We start from the raw sequence: 20,378 nt of genomic DNA on the forward strand, positions 1-20,378 counted from the left end.
CCAATCATCATGACCACATCCATTACTCGCGCCATCGTTACTGGCCATACACGTGGCGTCGGAGCTGCGCTTGCCGAACAGCTGTTGTCGCGCGACATAGCCGTGCTGGGACTTTCGCGTTCGCGCAACATAGCACTCGCGCAACGTTTCCCGCACACACTCGAAGAAATCGAAGTCGATCTGGCCGATCCTTCGCGAGTCGCGCAATGGCTCACTGGCGACGCGCTGAGCCGCTTCGTCGAAGGTGCGCACAGCGTGCTGCTCTTCAACAATGCCGGTACGGTGCAGCCGGTGGGTCCCATCGAAACGCAGGACGCGGGCGCAATCGCCAGCGCGGTAGGCCTGAACGTGGCGACGCCATTGATGCTCGCGAGCGCTGTCGCCAAAGTGAGCGTGGCAGCAAGCGACCGGCGGATCGCGCATATCTCGAGCGGTGCGGCGCGCAACGCCTATCCGGGCTGGAGCATCTACTGCGCGACCAAAGCCGCGCTGGATCACCACGCACGCGCAGTCGTTCTCGACACCAATCGCGCACTACGTATCTGCAGCGTCGCGCCGGGCGTGATCGATACCGACATGCAAGCGGAAATTCGCGGCAGCGGCAAAGAGCAATTCCCGTTGCGCGAACGATTCGAAGAACTTAAACGCAACGGCCAGCTGTCTACACCTGCGGCGTGCGCTACCCAGTTGATCGACTTCGTCTTGAGCGATGCGTTTGGAGAAACGCCCGTCGCGGATATCCGCGACTTGACCCAGCGCAGTTGACACTTGCACCGCCTGCGGCGTCCGGCTCCCGAATATCCTCACCATTTCGGCTGCCGGTCCGCGGGCTCGCATCTCAAGCAGTGCGTCTCCGTCAGGCGATTTCTTCACCTTAAGTCACGACATCTCGCGACGCCGTCGCGCTCCCGAAAGTACTCACCTTTGACCTGGCGTCGTCGTTTCGCACCGGGCGTTCTCGCGTGACACGACGTGTCAAGGTCGAGCGAGGCAGCTTCAGATATGGGGACACCCGCACTTTGATTGACGAACCTCCGGGCCGCTCCTAAAGTTCATGGCAAACAGCGCAGCAAGCGTCGCGTTGCAAAGAGCTTGATTGAAGCGCATCAAAGGAGACACCTGTGAACAGTCCCACCAGAAAACCTCTGCGCAGCCAGGCCTGGTTTGGCAAAGCCGATAAGGATGGCTTCATTCACCGCTCGTGGATGAAAAACCAGGGACTGCCACACCATCTGTTCGACGGCCGGCCGGTAATCGGCATCTGCAATACGTGGTCGGAACTCACACCCTGCAATGCCCACTTTCGGGAACTGGCCGAGTACGTCAAGAAGGGCGTCTACGAGGCGGGGGGATTTCCGGTGGAGTTTCCGGTCATGTCGCTGGGCGAGTCGAACCTGCGGCCCACGGCGATGCTGTTTCGCAATCTGGCTTCGATGGATGTCGAAGAGTCGATTCGCGGCAATCCGATCGACGGCGTGATTCTGCTATGCGGCTGCGACAAGACCACGCCTGCGCTGCTGATGGGCGCAGCGTCGTGCAATCTGCCGACCCTTGCCGTCTCGGGCGGTCCGATGCTAAACGGCCGTTATCGCGGCCAGACAATCGGCTCGGGCACCGGCGTGTGGCAAATGTCCGAGCAGGTTCGCGCCGGTACGATGAACATGGAGCAGTTCATTGAGGCAGAAAGCTGCATGAACCGTTCGCGCGGCCACTGCATGACCATGGGCACAGCCTCGACCATGGCCAGCATGGTCGAGGCGCTCGGCATGGGATTGCCGCACAACGCCGCCATTCCCGCCGTCGATGCGCGCCGCCAGGTCCTGGCTCACATGGCGGGGCGCCGCATCGTGGAGATGGTCAACGAAGACCTCACGATGGACAAAATCCTGACGCGTGCGGCTTTTGAAAACGCGATTCGCGCCAACGCCGCGATCGGCGGTTCGACCAATGCCGTGGTTCACCTGCTGGCGATTGCCGGACGCATCGGCGTCGACCTGAAGCTGGAAGACTGGGAATACGGCTCCGATGTGCCCTGCCTCGTGAACCTGCAGCCGTCGGGCGAATTCCTGATGGAAGATTTTTATTACGCGGGCGGTTTGCCTGCGGTGCTGCGCGAACTAGGCCACGCGGAGTTGCTTCATCGCGATGCCTTGACCGTGAACGGCCGCACGATCTGGGACAACGTGAGCCAGGCTGAATGCTTCGACCGCAAGGTCATTTTCCCGATTGAGGAACCGTTCAAAGCGAAGGCGGGGATCGCGGTGCTGAAGGGAAACCTGGCGCCCGACGGCGCTGTGATCAAACCGTCGGCGGCAACGGCGGCGCTGCTGCAACATCGAGGCCGCGCGGTGGTATTCGAAAGCGTTGAAGATCTGCACGCACGGATCAACGACGACAACCTCGATATCGACGCCACTTGCGTCATGGTGCTCAAAGGCGCAGGACCGAAGGGCTACCCGGGCTTTGCCGAGGTCGGCAACATGCCGCTGCCGCCCAAGGTGTTGAAGCAGGGCATTACGGACATGGTGCGCATCTCGGATGGCCGCATGAGCGGCACGGCCTACGGCGCGGTGGTCTTGCACGTCGCCCCGGAGGCGGCCGCGGGCGGTACGCTGGCGCTCGTGCAGGACGGCGACATGATCGAACTCGACGTAACGGGACGCCGACTCCATCTCGATGTGGACGACGCCGAGCTGGCGCGTCGCAAGGCGGCCTGGCAAGCGCCGCCGTCACCTGAGCGCGGCTGGTACAAGCTGTACGTGGATAGCGTCCAGCAGGCCAACCTCGGTGCCGATCTGGAATTTCTCGTCGGCTCGAGTGGCGCAGCCGTGCCGCGCGATTCTCATTGAACAGGTGGCTCGACGCCATGGACTCGTCCCGCACCAGCGAACCTCGAATCGCAGGCATCTATCCGATTCTCTACGCGTATTTCGATCGTCACAACCAGCTCGATCGGGAAGCCATGCGCAGACAGATGCAAGCTGTCGTCGGGGCTCGTGCGCCCGGCGTCGCCGTGTTGGGACTGGCGACCGAGGTCAACAAGCTCTCGCGCGTCGAACGCGAGCAGGTCATCCAGTGGGCGATTGAAGATAGCGGCGGCGCGTTGCCGCTCGCGGTGACTGTCAGCGGCACCTCGGTCGAGGCTCAACGCGAACTGGCCCGCTTCGCGCTCGCGCAAGGCGCAAGCTGGCTTATCCTGCAGCCGCCCTCGTTGCCGCCGGGCACCGCGCCTCAACCTGAGACTTTCTATTTCGATTTTTTCGCTGCGGTGATGGACGGCTTCGACGTACCCATGGGCATCCAGAACGCTCCCGAATATCTCGGCGTGGGACTCTCGCCCGATAGTCTCGAACGACTCGCCGTGCGATGTCCGAACTTCCGGCTGCTCAAAGGCGAAGGGCCGTCGATCGTGCTCGCGGAGACCATTGCACGCGTCGGCCATCTGATGCCGGTACTGAACGGGCGCGGCGGCCTGGAGTTGCTCGACAATCTGCACGCCGGCTGCGCCGGCATGATCGTGGCGCCGGACTGCTTCGACTGGCAACAACGTGTCTACGAAGCATTTGCGAACGGCGATGTGGCTCGCGCTGAGACGCTGTATCGCGAGGTGCTGCCCGGCATCGTATTCGTGATGCAGTCGCTCGATACACTGATCTGCTACGGCAAACGGATTGCCGCGTGGCGCATGGGTTTCGAGGTACAGCACGATCGCGACACGAAGTTGCTGCCGAGCCGCTTCGGTCTCGAAGCAGCTCGGCGCTTTGCGCATACGCTCGGGCCGTTGCCGTGAGTGACGGTTGGCCGGGCCGGTTCATGGCGCGCGGCGTGCAGCGTGCGGTGATCCATGAAAACCAACCGCGTCACACAGCGCTCGAGCGTTGGCGGCATCGCTCAAGCCACGCTCCCGAAAAGACTCACCTTTCGCCAGCAGCGCATTGCGACGGAGACTAAAAAGGCCGCTTTGCTGGCACCCAGCAGTCTCGCCGCTTACTGCGCCGCGTCGTGCTGCGACGATTTCGCCGGCCGCCCTGTCTTGACCGTTTCGACGGCCGAAATCGCATCGAGCAATCGTGCAATCGGCACCCCTTCGAGCAGCAGCAGACCCGCGCGCAGCAACTCGCTCTTCTTGACGGCCACGCCCGCATCCAGACACTTCTGCTTGAGCGCTGCAAGTTTTTCGTAGTCCGACTTCGGCATGGTGAAGCTGTCGCGCACCACCTTTTCCTTCTTCAGGCGCTTTGCTTTTTGTTCTGCCGTGACGCTATCTGGCTTCGTTTCTACAGACTTGGCTGGCTTCACACGGGGAGTTTTCGGCGCCGCAGCCTTCGGCTTGGCCGGCTTGGCGGTTTTGGCCGCCCTGGCCGCTCTGGCAGGCACCGCGGGCTTCTCCGGCGCCGCAGCGGGGGCAACAGCGGGCTTGGTTCTGCCGTTTGCGCGACTCGATGCGGGAGTGGCTTTCTTGCTCGGCTTCCTGGTGCTGGGTGCGGCCATGGTTATCTCCGGGTGAGAAATACGCAAAACAGTATATATCGTTTATCCCATTTCTCCATTCACAGGGATGAAGGCCGCTACGGCAACGAAGTTGTCCACAGATTCTGTTTGCAAGGGTGTGCATAACTCGCGGGCAAACCACGCAAGTGGTTGAAACGCATGAGGTTATGAGTCCGGCGTCAGGGATGTGCAACGCGCGCTTCGTCGAGGAGCAAATCAGGTTTGATTTTGATCGGCAAGGTGATAAGCATGCCCAGGAAAATCCTCACCGAAGATCGTCGAAAGGTGAAGGCGACACGAGCTTAAAGCCGCACCTCTTCGTTGCGAGCCTTGGCTCCCGAAAAACCTCACCTTGGAGCGCAGCTGCAATTAATCTGCATTCCCAGGTAAGCCTTTAAACAGCAATTGAGATGTCAACGGGTTGAACTCGCGACATGTTTAACGTCGCTGTGCTTTCTGCGGCAGCCCCCGAATATCCTCACCTTCGTCAATTCGGTCTCAGCCGTTTAACCATTGTTTTCAATTGCGTCAGCCCCAGCCACAGGGCCTGAGCCGGGAATCCGTAACACCGCACACGTCTCGTTACAAACCGAGAGAGCTTGTCATATGCGCTCTTTCTAGAATGCGCATGTGCCGATTTCAACCAAGGCGCCCCACAACAATCCGGAGTTGTCTCATGACGTTCCTAAAATCAAAACCGGTCGAAGACCGCGCGCGCTCCTCCCGTCAACGGGCCTCGTATTCACGCGTGATGGTACGCACGCTGATCGCTGCCGCGGCGCTCGCCGCAACGGCGCCAGCCGCTTTCGCACAGGTCGTGCTCGTACCGGTTCCTGCTCCGGTTCGCGAATATGCTCCGCCGCCCCGCCCTGGATATATGTGGCACCACGGCTACTGGCAGTGGGAACATGGCCGTTATGTGTGGGTTACCGGTGGGTGGGTCACGCAACCGCGTGTTGCCTATGGTGTGTATCCGGCGACGGTGCAACCCGCGCCTGAGCCGCCCCCGCCGCCGCGCGTCGAGCGTCTGTCTGCGGACGCGCTGTTTCCTTTCGACCGGGGTGATGTCAACGACATTCGCCCCGCGGGTCTGCAAGACCTCTCGCAAATCGCGGCACGACTGCGTGCGAATCCTTTCGGTCACGTCGAGGTACGCGGCTATACCGACCGGCTCGGGTCCGATTCCTACAACATGGAGCTATCCAGAAGGCGAGCCGAAGCAGTCAAGGCGGTACTGGTCCAGCAAGGTGTGCCGGCGCAGAAGATTCGCGCCGACGGACTCGGCAGCCAAGACCCCGTGACCCAATGCGGCAATATGGATAACGCGGATCTGGTTCGATGCCTGCAACCGGACCGTCGCGTGGAGATCGTCACGTACGTGCGCGACTAGCCGCACACACGCAGAAAGCCGGCGCAGGGTGCGCCGGCCCATCCATAGCCAAGACTTATCCTTGAGCAGTGTTGGTGGGCACCGCGATCGAGCCATGCGGTCCGCCGCCGGGACCACCCGGACCACCGCCACCGGGGCCGCCCCAACCTGGGCCCGGTCCCCACCAGCAACCGCTCAGGGTTGCCGTCAACGCAGCCAGGGCCGCTACTATCGCTAACTTTCTCATGTGTTTCTCCTTCGTGAGGTATTGCGAGCACGGATACCGTCGCTTCAGAATCCGTGAAATGCAATGCCCAGAACATATCAACCGACGAAGGATCGCGTTTGAGAACGTAGTTACAAAACCGTACAGAAGTTTGTCGCCAGCGTACGCGGGTATTCGCTGAATCACCCTTGTTTACACACGCTTTAGCAAGACATGAGACATCGTTTGCGCAATCCGATGCTTCTACTTCCTGTTGCTCTAAGTAAGCCGATGTAAGCGCTTGAGTTCGTCTCGAGCAACAACACGCGCTGTTCGGGATCTCCTGGAACTCCTCACCTTATAAGCAGCAACTCCTGGAAGTCCTCACCATCCCGAATCCTCTCACCTTAACCAATACATTGACCAGCGAGCGACCAACGTACGACGCCTTCCACCCGCAACGTACTTCCCGTTTGCACAGAGTCGAACGAGCGTAAAGTCCCGCCACAAATAAAACGGCTCTCACGCCACACCTCGTCGTCTGGCGCTACACCAATCCCCGCTCATGCAATAAACTTCGGACTTGAGCGAATGCGCCGGACATCGCGGATCCGCCCCTTTCGCAAACGTAATTTGCGTCGGGAAGACCACCGCGTAGCCGGCCGTCTATTAGAGAGTCGAAGAAGCAGGATGACCGAGCCCGTCTCGCGGGTGCCCCTCGGATTGGACACGACGTCCTCACGTCGCTGGCCTGTCACAGGCCACCCCAATGCATTGAAGCTGACCGCCGCCTGGCATGCCGCCGCGCTGGCCGGTTGTGCGCTCGCGCCATCATCATGGCCGTGGTGGCTTGCGGGCACCGCCATCAACCATGCCGCTGTCACGGCGGCAGGACTATGGCCGCGCTCATCGGTGCTCGGGCCAAACTGGACCCGGTTGCCGGAGGTCGCAGGCAACGCCAACTCCATCGCGCTGACCATCGACGATGGCCCAGACCCCGTCGTCACCCCGCAGGTACTCGATCTGCTCGATCGACATGGCGTTCGCGCCACATTCTTCTGCATCGGTACGCTGGCCCGCCGTTATCCGTCGCTCACCCGCGAGATCGTGGCGCGCGGTCACGCAGTGGAAAATCATTCGCAGACGCACCGTCACACGTTCTCGGTAAAAGGTCCAATCGCACTGGCCCGGGAAGTGGCAACGGCACAACGCACGCTGACCGAACTCACCGGCGAGCGCCCGCTATTCTTCCGTGCGCCGGCGGGTCTGCGCAACGTCCTTCTCGAACCGGTGCTGCAGGCCTTCGATCTGCGCCTCGTGGCCTGGACGAAACGCGGCTTCGACACTCGCGAAACGGATCCCGGACGGGTCCAGCAACGCCTGCTCGACAACCTCGCGGCGCGCGACATCCTTCTCGTGCACGACGGCAATGCCGCGACCGCCGCTAACGGCCAGCCTGTTCTGCTCTCTGTCTTGCCTCATGTGGTTGAAGCGGCCAGGCAACAAGGGCTTCGCTTTATCACATTACGTCAGGCTTTCACTTCCGAGTAAAAAGTTCGCGACGATTCCGGCTTAATGCCAATTTGCTTCGCAGTACGCGTTAAACCTCGTCAGTATCGGCCGAGGCAGATTATTTCTATTCCCGGCCCTATATAATTCGCGCAAAATGCCGTTAACGTACCTATCGATAAACACGCTGTATCCGTGCTGCACATCGTTAGGGTCCGTAACGCGCTGTCTTTTAACGAAATTTGCCAATTCGTTCTGATGGCTAAACCCGAAGCAGTTGCAGCCTCAATATAAGAACACCGATATGCCCGATTTGCGCTGGACCATGCCGGTAGCATACTGGTCCTTCTGGTCCCCCATGTCCGCGACGAAACCCGATACAGGTTTTATTGAGCCGATGGTGCGTCGACGCCTGAGCTCCCTGTCAAAGGCGGCGCTCAAGGTAGCGCACGACTGTACGGACGGGAAACAGGCCATACGCATGGTGTTCGCATCGCGACACGGGGAGTTGCGGCGCACCACCGACATCCTGCGCAACATCACCGCGGCCGAGCAGGTCTCGCCGAACGCCTTCAGCCTGTCTGTCCTGAACGCCATGTCCGGCATCTTCGGCATTGCGCGCGGCGACCGCTCGCCCGCGACGGCCATCTCGGCTGGCCCGGAATCGCTAGGCTATGCGTTGCTCGAAGCCTACGCGCAACACATGCAGCAACCCTCGCCGCCAGTGCTGGTCGTCTATGCCGACGAGCCCGCCGATGCGGTGTACGGCAACGTCGCGGACGAAATCCAGGAAGGCGCCCTCGCAATCCTGGTCGACGCAGACACCGCCCAAGGTCACCTGGAATGCGCCGTCAGCGGAACGGACGAGGCAAACGGGGCTGACCCGCGCCTTTCCACACAAAGCGAGGCGCTTGTCCGCTGCCTCGACTCCCGCCAGCCCGCAGCGTGGCAAAGCGCGAACGTCAGCTGGCAATGGAGATGGCATGACCGCACGGCTTAATTACGGCTGGCGGCTCTTCGCCACGGGCATGAGCTTTGTGGTGTTCGGCATCTGCGGCATGCTGTTCTCGATCCTCGCCTATCCGCTCGTCTGCCTGTGGCCGCATGCCGCCTCCCGTCAACGTGCGGTCACGACGGTGATTCACTATTTCTTTCGGGCACTCGTCGCGGCCCTGAAGTGGACCGGCGTGATGGAACTCGAAGTCGAAGGCGTGGCGAGATTGCGCGCCAGCGGCCCGGCCATCGTCGTGGCCAATCATCCGACGTATCTCGACGTCGTAGTGCTGCTCTCGCTGGTACCGTCGGCCTGCTGCGTGGTGAAGAACGCACACTGGGGTAATCCCTGCTTCTGGGGCATCGTGCGCGCGGCCGCTTATGTGAGCAATGCAGACCCGGTCGAATTTGTCACGGACTGCTCGCGCCAGCTCGCCGCGGGCCATACGATGATCATTTTCCCCGAGGGCTCGCGCAGTCCCGCGCCGAACCGGTTGCACGCGTTTTCACGCGGCTTTGCCTATATTGCGCTGGATGCGGGGGTGCCGATTGTCCCGGTCCTGATGAATTGCAATCCACCAGCTTTTACGAAGGAAATGCGCTGGTACGATGTGCCGCCGCGTCCGTTCCGTATCAGCGTGAACGTGCTCGATCCCGTCGGGGCCGAGCAGCTCGCGATTCAGGATGAACCGCCGTCCCTTGCAGCACGCAGCGTGACCCATGCTATCGAGAAGCACATTACCCAGCACCTGTTCGACTATGGATTCTTTAAAACTGGAAATTAAGCAGCTCCTGATCGAAGCGTTCGATCTGGAACACCTGACGCCCGCGGATATCGACGACGACGCGCCGCTCTTCGAAACGGACGGCGTCGGACTGGATTCGATCGACGCGCTGGAGATCGGCATCGTGCTGCGCAAGCAATACCACCTGGTTATCAGCGCAGATGACCCGCGCATGCGCGATCACTTTCGCTCGGTCAGCAGCCTGGCGGCGCTGATCGCCAGTCAGCAGGATACGGCCGCCGCAGTCGGCGCAACCGCAAGCACAGGGGAATAATCGTGACCGAGGCAGAAATTCTGGAGCGCATTCGCGCCATTTTCAAAGAGAACTTCGCTATTGAGCCGGCACGTGTGACGCCCGAAGCGCATCTGTTCGAAGAACTCGATCTGGACAGCATCGACGCCGTCGACCTCGCGATCAAGCTGCAGGAAATGACAGGCCGCCGTATCAAACCGGAAGAGTTCAAGCAGGTCCGCACGGTCGGCGACGTGATCAGTGCGATCGAATCGCTGCTCGCGGCACAGGACTGATGCTGTCCGTCCCCTCGTGCAAACAGCAGGCCGTCGAAGCTGCCGCGCACGATACCGAGGCTGATGAGGACCTCGCTGCACCGGCGAAGGTCGCCGTGCCTGGCGAGGGAAAAATGCGTGGCAACCGGAGTGGCAAACCCGGCGGGAAATTCAGCGGCCCGCTGAGCATCGCCACCAAGCTCGCTTACCCGCTAGTCATCCTGTGCGCCTGGCACTGGGATGCGCCGCGCTACGTCGGCTGTATGCTGTTCGCTCTGCTCTGGCTGCAACGCTGGGCCGGCACCGGTACATTCGCGAGCTCGCTGCGGCGGCTAACGCCGGTCGACTGGTGCGTCGCCGCGGTGCTCAATGTCGCGTCGGTGGCGATCGTGTGGACCAACAGCGAACTGCTACTGCGGCTCTATCCTTCGCTCGTCAATCTTGGCCTGCTGGTCGCATTCGGCGCCACACTCGTCGACGGCCCGTCGATGGTCGAAAAATTCGCCCGTCTGCACAATCCCGATCCGACTCCGCAAGTGATCCGCTATACCCGTCGCATCACGCAGCTCTGGTGTGTGTTTTTCACGCTGAATAGCGCGTTCTCCGTCTATACCGCATTGTGCTGGCGGCGCGAAGCCTGGTCGCTGTATAACGGTGCGCTCGCCTATGTGCTGATCGGCGTGCTGCTGCTAGCCGAGATCGCGTGGCGCCGCTTCGTCATGCTGCCGAGAGCCGCGGGTTCGGGGGCATCATGATCGCGCTGCATGACCTGCTGGTCTCGGCGCGCGCCGATCACACACCCGTGTGCCGCGACGCCGACACCGTCCTTGATTTCGCTTTCTTCCGGGCCCGCACGTTGCGGCTCGCTGCCGCGCTGCGGGCGCAGCCGGCAAAGCGCTACGCGTTGTGTCTCGACGATCCGTTCGACTTTGCCTGCACGCTCTTCGCGTTGCTCGCGAGCGGCAAAGAGCCGGTCATTCCGGCCAACGCCACGCCGGGGTATCTCGCGGATCTGGCCGATGCCTACGACTGCCTCTTCACGGCGGCCGATCTGGCGACACTGGAACATGAAGCGGCGCGCGAGGATGAGCCAGCTGACACGTGGGCAATCGATCCGTTCGCTCGCCTGACGCTCTTCACGTCGGGCAGTAGCGGCGCGCCGAAGCCCGTTCACAAGACGCTCGCCCAGTTCAACGCCGAAGTCCATACGCTTGAAAAGCAATGGGGAGACATGCTCGGCGAGGCGACGGTTCTTGCGAGCGTTCCGCATCACCACATCTACGGGATTCTGTTTCGCGTGTTCTGGCCGCTGGCGGCCGGACGTGCACTTGATCGCACCGTCAGCACCGACCCGCAGGCGCTCCAGGCACGCATCGCCCAATGCGGCGCGGCAGTCGTCGTGTCCACGCCGGCGCAACTGTCGCGTTGGCCCGATCTGCCGGCCTTCGCGACACTGACGCCGGCGCCGCTCGCGTTCTTCTCGTCGGGCGGCCCACTCGCGGCCGAAACGGCGCGTCAATACGCCGAGCGTTTCGGCGCCGCGCCGCTCGAGGTGTACGGCAGCACCGAAACCGGCGGCATTGCGTGGCGCCAGCAGAACAAGTCGGACGCGTGGCGGGCGATGCCCGGCATTCTGGTCCAGCGTGCCGAAGATGGCGCACTCAGTGTGCGCTCGCCGCACCTCGGCCACGACGAGTGGCACCGCACCGACGACGAAGCCGCCTTCGACAGCGACGGCCGCTTCCGTCTGCTGGGACGCCTTGATCGCGTCATCAAACTCGACGGCAAGCGCCTCTCGCTAGCCGAGCTCGAAGCGCGTATCGCGCAGCATCCGTTCGTCGCGCAAGTTGCGGTGACGCGGCTCACGAACGCCTCGCGTGAACGGGCCGGCGCTGTCGTGGTGCTGACCGAAGCGGGCATCGAAGCATTGCGCACGAGCGGACGCGTGGCGCTTGTGAAAACCTTGCGCCGTCATCTGGCCGCATATTTCGATCTCGTCGTGCTGCCGCGTCACTGGCGCTTTCGCCTCGCCTTGCCGTTCGATGCACGCGGCAAGCTTCCGGCCGCCGCGCTCGCCGCAACCTTCGAGGCGCGCGCGGACGGTGTCGAGGTGCTGGCCGAGGCTCGACAGGGCGACGTGTTCTTCTACGAACTGCACGTGCCACACACGCTGGTCCACTTCGCGGGGCACTTCCCCGGCTTGCCGATTTTGCCCGGTGTCGTACAGGTCGACTGGGCCATCAAGCTCGCTGCAGTCCAGGTGCCCGCTGCGACCAATGTCGCGTCGATAGACCGCCTCAAATTCATGGCGCCGGTGCCACCCGGCGCGCAGCTCAAGCTGACGCTCACGCACGATGCGTCGCGTCAACGGATCCAGTTCAATTATCGTCTTGGAGAGCGCGACTGCGCCTCGGGCGCGATCGTCTACAGGGAGCCTGCATGAGCAACGCTGCCTGCATCGTGATCCCTATCTATAACCACAAGGACGCGATTGGCGCGACTGTGGCGAATCTGGTCGTGCACGGCCTGCCGCTTTACGTCGTCGACGACGGCAGCGACGAGGCGACCCAGCAGGTGCTCGCCGCACTGGCGCAGCAACACGCTGACCAACTCACACTATTGCGTCTGCCGGTAAACGGCGGCAAAGGCGCGGCGGTCATGGCCGGTCTGCGCGCCGCACGCGCGGCAGGCTACACGCATGCCTTGCAAATCGACGCCGACGGTCAGCACGATGCCGCCGACGTACCGCGTTTTCTCGACGCCTCGCAGGCCAACCCGCGCGCGGTGATTCTCGGCCGGCCGGTGTATGACGCGAGCGTGCCGAAATCGCGGCTCTACGGCCGCTATGTGACGCATGTCTGGGTATGGATCGAAACGCTCTCGCTCACAATTCAGGATTCGATGTGCGGGTTCCGCCTGTATCCGCTCGACATTGCTTGCGCGCTGATCGACAAGGTAAAGCTCGGCACGCGCATGGACTTCGACATCGAAATCCTCGTGCGTCTGCACTGGCGCCGCGTCGAATTCATCGCGATTCCAACGCCCGTGACCTATGCGACGGACGGGGTATCCCACTTCGACGTGCTGTGGGACAACGTGCGGATCAGCCGCACGCATACGCGGCTCGTCGCCGGGATGCTGTGCCGTTTGCCGCTACTGCTGCTGCACAAGGTGATGCCGCGGCAAGCCGTTAAGGCCGACGACGACGCCAGCGCGACAAGCGCTACCGGTGCCAACGAACGCAACGATGCCAACGAAGGCCATGCCGCCTGGTGGCGCATGGCCGAACGCGGCAGCCGCCTCGGCATGATGTTGCTCGCGCTCGGTTGCAAGACAATTGGCCCACGGCTCACCGCGTGGTGGCTGCATCCGATCGTCGCGTACTTCCTGCTGACTGGCCGCCCTGCGCGCGAAGCGTCGCGGTGCTACTTCGAGCACCTTGCACAGGCTTCGCCACAGCAAGAAACCCCACATCCGGGATGGCGCTCCGCATACCGCCACATGCTCGCGTTCGCGCAGTCCGGCTTCGACAAACTGACGGCGTGGTCGGGCCGGATCGCACCGGCGGACTTCAATTTCGACGATGCCCGTGCACTGGACGACCTGCTCGCAAGCGGCCGCGGTGCGCTCGTCATCGGCTCGCATCTCGGCAATCTGGAGATGGCCCGCGCGCTTGCGGTACGCGGCGCGCAAACCAAGGTGACAGCAGTCGTCTATACGGAGCACGCGCGCCGTTTCAACAGCGTTCTAGCTTCGGCGAACCGCGAATTCACGCAGCATCTGCTGGAAGTGAACGACTTCGGCCCGGAAACCGCGATGATGATGCAGGAGCGCGTGGCGCGCGGCGAACTGCTGGTGATCGTAGGCGACCGCACGCCTGCCCGCCAGATGGGCCGGACCACGACCGCGCAGTTTCTCGGCGCGAGCGCGCCCTTCGCTCAGGGACCCTACGTGCTCGCGCATGCGCTCGAGTGTCCCGTCTATCTGTTCTTCTGCCTGAAGGAGCGCGGCGGCTACCGCCTGTATTTCGAGCCGTTCGCCGAGCGCATCGAACTGCCGCGCCGCGAACGCGAGCGGCACATTTCCGCGTGGGCCCAACGTTATGCCACACGCCTCGAGCACTATTGCCGCAAGGCGCCCTATCAATGGTTCAACTTTTTCGATTTCTGGGCGCGCCCCAGCGGAGGCGCACATGGCCGAAAATGATCTGACTCGGGACGTGAGACAAGTGACGCGAGCGGAAGCGGGACCCATCACGATCGGCGGCCGGCGGCTGACGATCGAAGAGGTGGTTGCCATTGCACAGCAACGTGCACCGGTCGCTCTGAGCACCGATCCTGCCTGGCGTGAGCGCATCGCGCGCGGCGCCGACTTCCTGCGCCGCCATCTTGCCGCAGGCGCGACCGTCTACGGGGTCAACACCGGCTATGGCGATGCCTGCGTGGTCGATGTGCCGATGGAGCTGGTCGAAGCCCTGCCGCTTCAGCTCACCCGCTATCACGGTTGCGGCATGGGCCGGCACCTCGATGACGACGAGACCCTTGCGGTCATCGCCGCGCGCCTCAATTCGCTTGCCTACGGCTTCTCCGGCGTGCGGCCGGTGCTGCTCGAACGTGTCGCGGATCTGATCAACCATCGCGTGCTGCCGCGTATTCCGGCCGAAGGATCGGTTGGCGCAAGCGGCGATCTCACGCCGCTGTCGTACGTCGCGGCGGCACTCGTGGGCGAGCGCGAGGTGCTGTTCCGCGGCCGCCTGCAGGAGGCGCGGGAAGTGTGGGCCGAACTCGGACACGAGCCGCTCACGCTCGCGCCGAAAGAAGGTCTCGCGCTGATGAACGGCACCGCGGTGATGACGGGACTCGCATGTCTCGCGTTCGCGCGTGCCGCGCATCTGACGCGGCTCGTTGCGCGCCTGACCGCACTGTCGACCATCGCGCTCGACGGCCGCGCCGCGCATTTCGATCCGTTGCTGTTCGAAGCGAAACCGCACGCCGGGCAGGCCGAAGCCGCCGCCTGGATTCGCGACGACCTCACCGGCCGCGATGACACGCCGGGCCACCGTCTGCAGGACCGCTATTCGATCCGTTGCGCGCCGCATGTGATCGGCGTGACGTGTGACGCACTGAGCTGGATGCGCCGCGATATCGAGAACGAGCTGAACAGCGCCAACGACAACCCGTTGATCGATCCGGATAGCGAACGCGTGCTGCACGGCGGCAACTTCTATGGCGGTCACATCGCCTTCGCAATGGACGCGTTGAAGACCGCCGTGGCCAACCTCGCCGATCTGATGGACCGGCAACTGGCCTTGCTTGTCGACGACAAGTTCAACAACGGGCTGCCACGCAACCTCTCCGGTGCAACCTCGGCGCGCGCGCCGATCAATCACGGCTTCAAGGCCGTGCAGATTTCGTCGTCCGCGTGGACGGCCGAAGCGCTCAAGCAGACCATGCCCGCGAGCGTCTTCTCGCGTTCCACCGAAGCGCACAATCAGGACAAGGTCAGCATGGGCACGATCGCCGCGCGCGATTGCCTGCGTGTGCTGGAACTGACCGAGCAGGTCGCCGCGGCGCATACGCTTGCCACCGTGCAGGCGGTCCGTCTGCGTCTGCGGATCAACGATGCGACGTTCGTCCCGCATCCGCTGCAAGCGTTTGTGGAGAGCGTGAGCGCAAGCTCGCCTTTCGTTGACGAAGATCGCGCGCTCGAGGCGGACCTGCGCGCCCTGACCGCGCGTATCGCTGCATGCAAGCTGGTCGAGCACCCTGGCGGAGGCGCGCAATGAGCGATTTATCCAAAGTTCTGACGGCGAGCGCGGCAGTGGAAGTGCCGTTTCACGATGTCGACGCGATGAACGTCTGCTGGCACGGTCACTACCTGAAGTACTTCGAAGCAGGCCGCGCTGCGCTGCTGCGGGCATTCGATTACGACTATCCGGAGATGCAGGCGTCCGGTTATCTATGGCCTGTCGTCGAAGCACATCTGAAATACGTGCGCCCGGCCCTTTACGGCCAGAAACTCGAAGTACGCACGCGACTGCTGGAATACGAAAACCGCCTGAAAATAGGCTATGAAATCGTCGATCTGGCATCCGGCACGCGATTGACGAAAGGCTATACGACGCAGGTCGCGGTCAACGCAGCCACTCAGGAATTGCAGTTCGTCTCGCCGCCTGTCGTCTTCGAAAAGCTGGAGCGCGTATGGGCACGTTAAGACCACGCGTCGCGCAGGTGATGCTGGTAGCGGCGGCGAGCCTCGCTCTGCAGCTCCTGGTGTCACCGGCACGCGCCGCCGCTGCTGCGGCCGCGCCGCCGACCGCCTCCGCAGCCTCGGGCTCGACTCAAAGCACCAATCTCGTATCGCAGATCGCCGCGCAGTTGGGGCGCGCAAATGGCATCCGCGCGCGCTTCACCCAGACGCAAACCCGTGCGGCGCTGAAACAGCCGCTGGTCAGTTCAGGATCTCTGCTGCTGATGCGTGGACGTGGGGTCGTCTGGCACGTCGAGACGCCGTACCAGGCAACCTATCTGATCACCGATGCAGGCGTGAGCGAAGTCAACGCCGCTGGGCAGCGCGTGACGGGAGCCAGCCCTCACGGCGCGTCAGGTCCGCACGGCGTCGCTGAGGTGTCGGGGATGATGCGCGCGATGCTCGGTGGCGATCTTTCGGCGCTCTACTCGCAATTCGACGTGCAAGCAGTGGGCACGTCGGCGCTGTGGCAGATGCAACTCACGCCCAATCAACCGCAGCTCGCCCAGGCGATCAAGGAATTACAGATGAGCGGCGGCAACTATCTGCGCACCTTGCGCATTACGCTCGCGAGCGGCGACGTCACCAGCCTGGACTTCACAGACAGCACGCCGGTGACCGACCTGACGCCCGCCGAGAAGCAGTTGTTCGGAGCGCCGTAGTGGACGTATTGCACACGCGAAGCGCGAAACAGGCATGGGGCATGCGCGCCGCGTGGCTGGTGTTCGCGCTCGCCGCGGCGTTGTACTGCGGCTGGCGCTTCGCCGGCCCGTCGCCGCTGCAGACGAATCTGCTCGCGTTGTTGCCGGCTACAGAGGCGGACCCAGTCGCAGAAGAAGCCGTCGACAAGCTCGCCGCCGCGCTCGGCGACCGCACGGTATTGCTGGTCACGAGTGACAACGCGGCCCATGCGAAGGCTGCCGCAAAGCAGTTGGGCGCGACGCTGTCCGCGACTGGCGCGTTCCGCTCCGTGACGGCGACCTTGCCGCCATTCGATATGTCGCAGATCGGCGCGCTGTACATGCCCTACCGCTTCGGCTTGCTCACACCAGCTGATCGCACGCTGCTGGCCGGCGCACCGCAGAATCTGCATGACATCCTGCAGCGCCGTCTTTACGCACCCGCCGAAGGCGGCCTCGCCACCCAGCTCGGCGACGACCCGTTCGGCTGGCTCGAGCACTGGCTGGACGATTTGCCGCTTGCCACCTCGAATCTGCAAATCGAAGACAGCCTGCTGGTCTCGCATCGCGGCGCGTCGACAAGCGTGCTGGTGATGGCAACACTGCCCGGCTCCGCCTACGAAACGCAGACCCAGCGCGCGGTGCTCGCTGCTGTCGCACGCGGTGAAGCAGAACTGAAGCGGTCGTACCCTGACGTCAAGCTCGCCAGAACCGGTGCCGTGTTCTACGCCCAGGCGGCGCGCAGCGCCTCCGAACATGAGATGCACGCCATCGGCCTCGTATCGATGTGCGGCATCGCTCTGCTGATGCTGTGGATCTTTCGCTCGCCACGGTTGCTGCTGCTCGGTTTCGTTTCGACAGCGCTCGGCATCGTCGGCGCCCTCGCGGTAACGCTGCTCGTCTTCGGGCAACTGCATCTGCTGACGCTCGTCTTCGGCGCGAGCCTGATCGGCGAAGCGGTCGATTACTCGATCCAGTATTTTGTCGTCTATCTGGGCGCGCAACGCGGCTGGGATTCGCAACGCGGCGCACGGGCAGTTGCGCCCGCGCTGAGCGTTGCGCTCGCGACGAGCCTGCTTGGTTACGCGATCCTCGCCTGCGCACCGTTCCCCGCCCTCAAGCAGATTGCGTGCTTTGCGATCGCAGGGATTTCGATCGCCTTCGCTTCGGTCCTGTTGCTGTTGCCGACGCTGCTTACCCGCGCACCGGCTCGCAGCCCGCAATCCGTGTTCAAGGCCGCGGCACGTCTCCTGAAGAAATGGCATGCGCTGATCGGCGGCCGCCGGACTGTGTGGCTGGCTGCGTTGCTGATAATCGCTTCCGCGCCGGGCTGGCTGCAACTGAGAAGCGATGACGACATCCACCTGCTGATCCAGCGCGACCCGACCCTCGTCGCCCAGGAGCGCGAAGTCGCTCGCGCAGTGGGCGTCGACAATACGGCGCAGTTCTTCGTGGTGCGTGGCGAAACGCCGGAGATCGTGCTGGAGCGTGCCGAAGCGCTCGGTACGAAACTCGATGCGCTGACTGGAACGTCGAGTGCGGGGAACTGGCAATCGGTGACGTCATTCGTGCCGTCCGCGCAGCGGCAACAAGCCGATCACGCACTGCTGGCCGCCCACGTGTTCAATGACCCTGCGGCCTTGCGCACGATGCTGCTGCAGGCCGGGTTTCGCGACGAAGTCGTGGATACCTGGCTCGCGGACTACGGGAAATCAGCCCCCTCTGTGCTCACCATCGACAGGTGGCTCGCCGCTCCATGGTCGCAGCCGTTCCGTCATTTGTGGCTCGGCGAAACGCAGACGACACCCCGCGCTTTCGCCGCGGTCGTGATCCCGCAAAGCGTCACAGCGGCTAACGAGCCCGCACTGCTCGACGCCGCGCACGCAGTCCCGGGCGTGAGTTTCGTCGACAAGGCTGCGAGCGTGTCGAAGCTGTTCGGCGAATATCGCGTCGATGCCGCCGTCTGGCTCGCGGGCGCGCTGCTGCTGGTGCTGATCCTGCTGATGGTGCGCTACCGGGCGCGCGGCGGCCTCGCCGTGACGCTGCCGGTGTTGCTGGCGGTTGGCGTCACGCTCGGGGCGTTTGGTTACGCGCACGTCCCGTTCACGCTGTTCAACTGGCTTGCGCTAATGCTCGTGCTCGGCGTAGGCGCAAACTATGCCGTGTTCCTGCGCGAAGGCACCTTGCGCGTCGATGCAGACCCCGGCGCGGTGTGGACCGGCGTGCTGCTGTCGTCGGCAACGACGCTGCTGTCGTTCGGCATGCTCGGCATGAGCTCGATGCCGGCGTTGCGCAGCTTCGGCGCGACGCTGTCGCTGGGCATCATGGTGTCCGTGCTGCTCGCGCCCATTGGCATTCCGTCGAAACAACAAACATCTCGCACTGAGGGAGAGCCGGCGTGAGCACGTCACGTGTTTATCTGCATGCGCTCGGCATGATCAACGCACTCGGCCACGACGTGCCGTCGATCGTCGTGGCGCTCGCTAACGGACAGGCTCCCGGCATGGGTACGCTGCGAACCCGCCTCGGCGAGACCTTCGTCGGGCGCGTCACGAGCGCGTTGGAGCTCGCGCCGCCCGCTGGGCTCGCGTACTACGACTGCCGCAACAACCGTTTGCTCCTGGCCGCGCTCGCGCAGATCCGCCCCGCCATCGAAGCGGCGCGCGAACGATACGGCGCTCGCCGTATCGGCGTGGTGCTCGGCACCAGCACATCGGGCATCAGCGCAGCCGAAGCCGCTCTGACGCAACACGCGGAAACGGGTGAGATGCCTGCCGGCTTCGACTATCGCCAGATGGAAATCGGCACGGCTGCGCCGTTCGCCGCTGCGGCGCTCGGCGTGGAAGGACCGGCGTTTACCGTATCGACGGCCTGCACCTCGGGCGCAAAGGCCGTGATCTCGGCGCGCCGGCTGCTCGAATTGAACCTGTGCGACGCAGTCATAGCCGGCGGTGTCGATTCGCTCTGCGAACTGACAGTTCAGGGTTTCGCCTCGCTCGAATCGACCAGCGTGACACGCATGAATCCACTGAGTCGCAATCGCCGCGGGATCAATATCGGCGAAGGGGCAGCCGTATTTCTGATGAGCCGCGACGAAGGACCGGTCGTGCTCGCGGGCGCCGGCGAATCGAGCGACGCGCATCACATCTCAGCGCCTGATCCGCAAGGCGTCGGCGGTGAACAGGCGTTGCGCGCCGCGCTCGATGATGCTGGTCTTGCGCCGTCGTCGATCGGGTACGTGAACCTGCATGCAACGGCCACTCGCAAGAACGACCAGATGGAAGCGCACCTGATGGCGCGGGTCTTCCCCAACGGTGTCGCGGCCAGCGGCACCAAACCGCTCACCGGCCATCAACTTGGCGCGGCGGGCGCAAACGAACTCGGCTTCGCGTGGCTCACACTCGCGCGCGACGACGTCGCATTGCCGCGTCATCTGTGGGATGGCGAGGCCGATGCAGAACTGCCGGTGCTCGACCTCGTCGAGACAGAACGTTTTTTGCCGCGCCATGCGGGCGCACAATACGTGATGAGCAATTCTTTCGCGTTCGGCGGCAGCAACGTCAGCGTGATACTCGGACGGTGAGCGACGT

At 63.3% G+C, this 20,378-nt stretch carries 20 protein-coding genes; 18 read left to right on the plus strand and 2 right to left on the minus strand.

Annotation, left to right across the window (positions count from 1 at the left end; translation table 11 throughout):
- The first annotated feature begins 9 nt into the window (after positions 1–9).
- The 3 genes from P3T24_RS11330 (at position 10) to P3T24_RS11340 (ending at position 3,790) form a co-directional block, all read left to right on the plus strand.
- On the plus strand, positions 10–765 hold the full coding sequence (locus P3T24_RS11330) for an SDR family oxidoreductase (protein WP_429434579.1): 756 nt from the start codon (positions 10–12) through the stop codon (positions 763–765).
- Between the two features lie 356 nt (positions 766–1,121).
- Positions 1,122–2,849, plus strand: a complete 1,728-nt coding sequence (locus P3T24_RS11335) for an IlvD/Edd family dehydratase (protein WP_429434583.1) — start codon at positions 1,122–1,124, stop codon at positions 2,847–2,849.
- A 17-nt stretch (positions 2,850–2,866) separates the two neighbouring features.
- Positions 2,867–3,790 carry a dihydrodipicolinate synthase family protein gene (locus P3T24_RS11340; RefSeq protein WP_429434586.1) on the plus strand — a complete coding sequence of 308 codons (924 nt, stop codon included), beginning with the start codon at positions 2,867–2,869 and terminating at the stop codon, positions 3,788–3,790.
- 197 nt (positions 3,791–3,987) lie between these two features.
- On the opposite strand, the gene P3T24_RS11345 is transcribed toward P3T24_RS11340, so the two are convergent.
- On the minus strand, positions 3,988–4,215 hold the full coding sequence (locus P3T24_RS11345; RefSeq protein ID WP_429434589.1) for a hypothetical protein: 228 nt from the start codon (positions 4,213–4,215) through the stop codon (positions 3,988–3,990).
- On the opposite strand from P3T24_RS11345, the gene P3T24_RS11350 reads away from it, so the two are divergent.
- Both P3T24_RS11350 and P3T24_RS11355 read left to right on the plus strand, forming a co-directional pair.
- Positions 4,196–4,507, plus strand: coding sequence for a hypothetical protein (locus P3T24_RS11350; protein WP_429434592.1), 312 nt, complete (start codon positions 4,196–4,198; stop codon positions 4,505–4,507). The two genes, P3T24_RS11345 and P3T24_RS11350, sit on opposite strands and share 20 nt — an antisense overlap.
- A gap of 660 nt (positions 4,508–5,167) precedes the next feature.
- The gene (locus P3T24_RS11355; protein ID WP_429405915.1) at positions 5,168–5,881 is read left to right on the plus strand and encodes an OmpA family protein; all 714 of its coding nucleotides are present in this window, start codon (positions 5,168–5,170) and stop codon (positions 5,879–5,881) included.
- A 55-nt stretch (positions 5,882–5,936) separates the two neighbouring features.
- Here P3T24_RS11355 and P3T24_RS11360 read toward each other — a convergent pair whose 3' ends face one another.
- Entirely contained in the window at positions 5,937–6,107 is a 171-nt protein-coding gene (locus P3T24_RS11360; RefSeq protein ID WP_167379420.1) for a hypothetical protein, read from the minus strand.
- Positions 6,108–6,755: 648 nt separating this feature from the next.
- Between P3T24_RS11360 and P3T24_RS11365 the strand changes: the two genes are divergently transcribed.
- From P3T24_RS11365 to P3T24_RS11425, 13 genes are all read left to right on the plus strand, one after another.
- Positions 6,756–7,616 (plus strand): polysaccharide deacetylase family protein, encoded by an 861-nt coding sequence (locus tag P3T24_RS11365; protein ID WP_429434594.1) that lies wholly within the window; start codon positions 6,756–6,758, stop codon positions 7,614–7,616.
- A gap of 262 nt (positions 7,617–7,878) precedes the next feature.
- Positions 7,879–8,574: a beta-ketoacyl synthase chain length factor gene (locus P3T24_RS11370; protein ID WP_429434597.1), complete on the plus strand. Its 696-nt coding sequence runs from the start codon at positions 7,879–7,881 to the stop codon at positions 8,572–8,574.
- Positions 8,558–9,352, plus strand: a complete 795-nt coding sequence (locus P3T24_RS11375) for a lysophospholipid acyltransferase family protein (protein ID WP_429434600.1) — start codon at positions 8,558–8,560, stop codon at positions 9,350–9,352. The genes P3T24_RS11370 and P3T24_RS11375 overlap by 17 nt, the downstream gene beginning before the upstream one ends.
- A complete protein-coding gene (locus P3T24_RS11380; RefSeq protein ID WP_429405922.1) occupies positions 9,327–9,626 on the plus strand; it encodes a phosphopantetheine-binding protein in 300 nt (99 codons plus the stop codon). The genes P3T24_RS11375 and P3T24_RS11380 overlap by 26 nt, the downstream gene beginning before the upstream one ends.
- Positions 9,627–9,628: 2 nt before the next feature.
- Positions 9,629–9,880, plus strand: coding sequence for an acyl carrier protein (locus tag P3T24_RS11385; protein WP_074266724.1), 252 nt, complete (start codon positions 9,629–9,631; stop codon positions 9,878–9,880).
- A gap of 113 nt (positions 9,881–9,993) precedes the next feature.
- Entirely contained in the window at positions 9,994–10,614 is a 621-nt protein-coding gene (locus tag P3T24_RS11390; RefSeq protein ID WP_074269244.1) for a hypothetical protein, read from the plus strand.
- Positions 10,611–12,302: an AMP-binding protein gene (locus P3T24_RS11395; protein WP_429434603.1), complete on the plus strand. Its 1,692-nt coding sequence runs from the start codon at positions 10,611–10,613 to the stop codon at positions 12,300–12,302. Before P3T24_RS11390 ends, P3T24_RS11395 begins: the two co-directional genes overlap by 4 nt.
- Positions 12,299–14,065, plus strand: a complete 1,767-nt coding sequence (locus P3T24_RS11400; protein ID WP_429434605.1) for a glycosyltransferase family 2 protein — start codon at positions 12,299–12,301, stop codon at positions 14,063–14,065. The genes P3T24_RS11395 and P3T24_RS11400 overlap by 4 nt, the downstream gene beginning before the upstream one ends.
- Entirely contained in the window at positions 14,052–15,644 is a 1,593-nt protein-coding gene (locus P3T24_RS11405; protein WP_429434608.1) for an HAL/PAL/TAL family ammonia-lyase, read from the plus strand. Before P3T24_RS11400 ends, P3T24_RS11405 begins: the two co-directional genes overlap by 14 nt.
- Complete coding sequence (locus tag P3T24_RS11410) at positions 15,641–16,072, plus strand: acyl-CoA thioesterase (RefSeq protein WP_429405931.1); 432 nt, start codon at positions 15,641–15,643, stop codon at positions 16,070–16,072. Before P3T24_RS11405 ends, P3T24_RS11410 begins: the two co-directional genes overlap by 4 nt.
- A complete protein-coding gene (locus P3T24_RS11415; protein WP_429434611.1) occupies positions 16,060–16,770 on the plus strand; it encodes a LolA family protein in 711 nt (236 codons plus the stop codon). Before P3T24_RS11410 ends, P3T24_RS11415 begins: the two co-directional genes overlap by 13 nt.
- Positions 16,770–19,190 (plus strand): MMPL family transporter, encoded by a 2,421-nt coding sequence (locus P3T24_RS11420; protein ID WP_429434613.1) that lies wholly within the window; start codon positions 16,770–16,772, stop codon positions 19,188–19,190. The genes P3T24_RS11415 and P3T24_RS11420 overlap by 1 nt, the downstream gene beginning before the upstream one ends.
- Entirely contained in the window at positions 19,187–20,371 is a 1,185-nt protein-coding gene (locus P3T24_RS11425) for a beta-ketoacyl-[acyl-carrier-protein] synthase family protein (protein WP_429434616.1), read from the plus strand. The genes P3T24_RS11420 and P3T24_RS11425 overlap by 4 nt, the downstream gene beginning before the upstream one ends.
- Positions 20,372–20,378: the final 7 nt, after the last annotated feature.

The sequence above is a fragment of the Paraburkholderia sp. GAS33 genome (assembly GCF_050436645.1).
Classification (GTDB): Bacteria; Pseudomonadota; Gammaproteobacteria; order Burkholderiales; family Burkholderiaceae; genus Paraburkholderia; species Paraburkholderia phenazinium_B.

Bases quoted from the DNA above. Each gene is read 5' to 3' on its own strand.
- P3T24_RS11330 (WP_429434579.1), top strand. From the start codon at position 10: ATGACCACATCCATTACTCGCGCCATCGTTACTGGCCATACACGTGGC.
- P3T24_RS11340 (WP_429434586.1), top strand. From the start codon at position 2,867: ATGGACTCGTCCCGCACCAGCGAACCTCGAATCGCAGGCATCTATCCG.
- P3T24_RS11350 (WP_429434592.1), top strand. From the start codon at position 4,196: ATGGTGAAGCTGTCGCGCACCACCTTTTCCTTCTTCAGGCGCTTTGCT.
- P3T24_RS11355 (WP_429405915.1), top strand. From the start codon at position 5,168: ATGACGTTCCTAAAATCAAAACCGGTCGAAGACCGCGCGCGCTCCTCC.
- P3T24_RS11360 (WP_167379420.1), bottom strand. From the start codon at position 6,107: ATGAGAAAGTTAGCGATAGTAGCGGCCCTGGCTGCGTTGACGGCAACC.
- P3T24_RS11365 (WP_429434594.1), top strand. From the start codon at position 6,756: ATGACCGAGCCCGTCTCGCGGGTGCCCCTCGGATTGGACACGACGTCC.
- P3T24_RS11370 (WP_429434597.1), top strand. From the start codon at position 7,879: ATGCCCGATTTGCGCTGGACCATGCCGGTAGCATACTGGTCCTTCTGG.
- P3T24_RS11375 (WP_429434600.1), top strand. From the start codon at position 8,558: ATGACCGCACGGCTTAATTACGGCTGGCGGCTCTTCGCCACGGGCATG.
- P3T24_RS11380 (WP_429405922.1), top strand. From the start codon at position 9,327: ATGGATTCTTTAAAACTGGAAATTAAGCAGCTCCTGATCGAAGCGTTC.
- P3T24_RS11390 (WP_074269244.1), top strand. From the start codon at position 9,994: ATGCGTGGCAACCGGAGTGGCAAACCCGGCGGGAAATTCAGCGGCCCG.
- P3T24_RS11395 (WP_429434603.1), top strand. From the start codon at position 10,611: ATGATCGCGCTGCATGACCTGCTGGTCTCGGCGCGCGCCGATCACACA.
- P3T24_RS11400 (WP_429434605.1), top strand. From the start codon at position 12,299: ATGAGCAACGCTGCCTGCATCGTGATCCCTATCTATAACCACAAGGAC.
- P3T24_RS11405 (WP_429434608.1), top strand. From the start codon at position 14,052: ATGGCCGAAAATGATCTGACTCGGGACGTGAGACAAGTGACGCGAGCG.
- P3T24_RS11410 (WP_429405931.1), top strand. From the start codon at position 15,641: ATGAGCGATTTATCCAAAGTTCTGACGGCGAGCGCGGCAGTGGAAGTG.
- P3T24_RS11415 (WP_429434611.1), top strand. From the start codon at position 16,060: ATGGGCACGTTAAGACCACGCGTCGCGCAGGTGATGCTGGTAGCGGCG.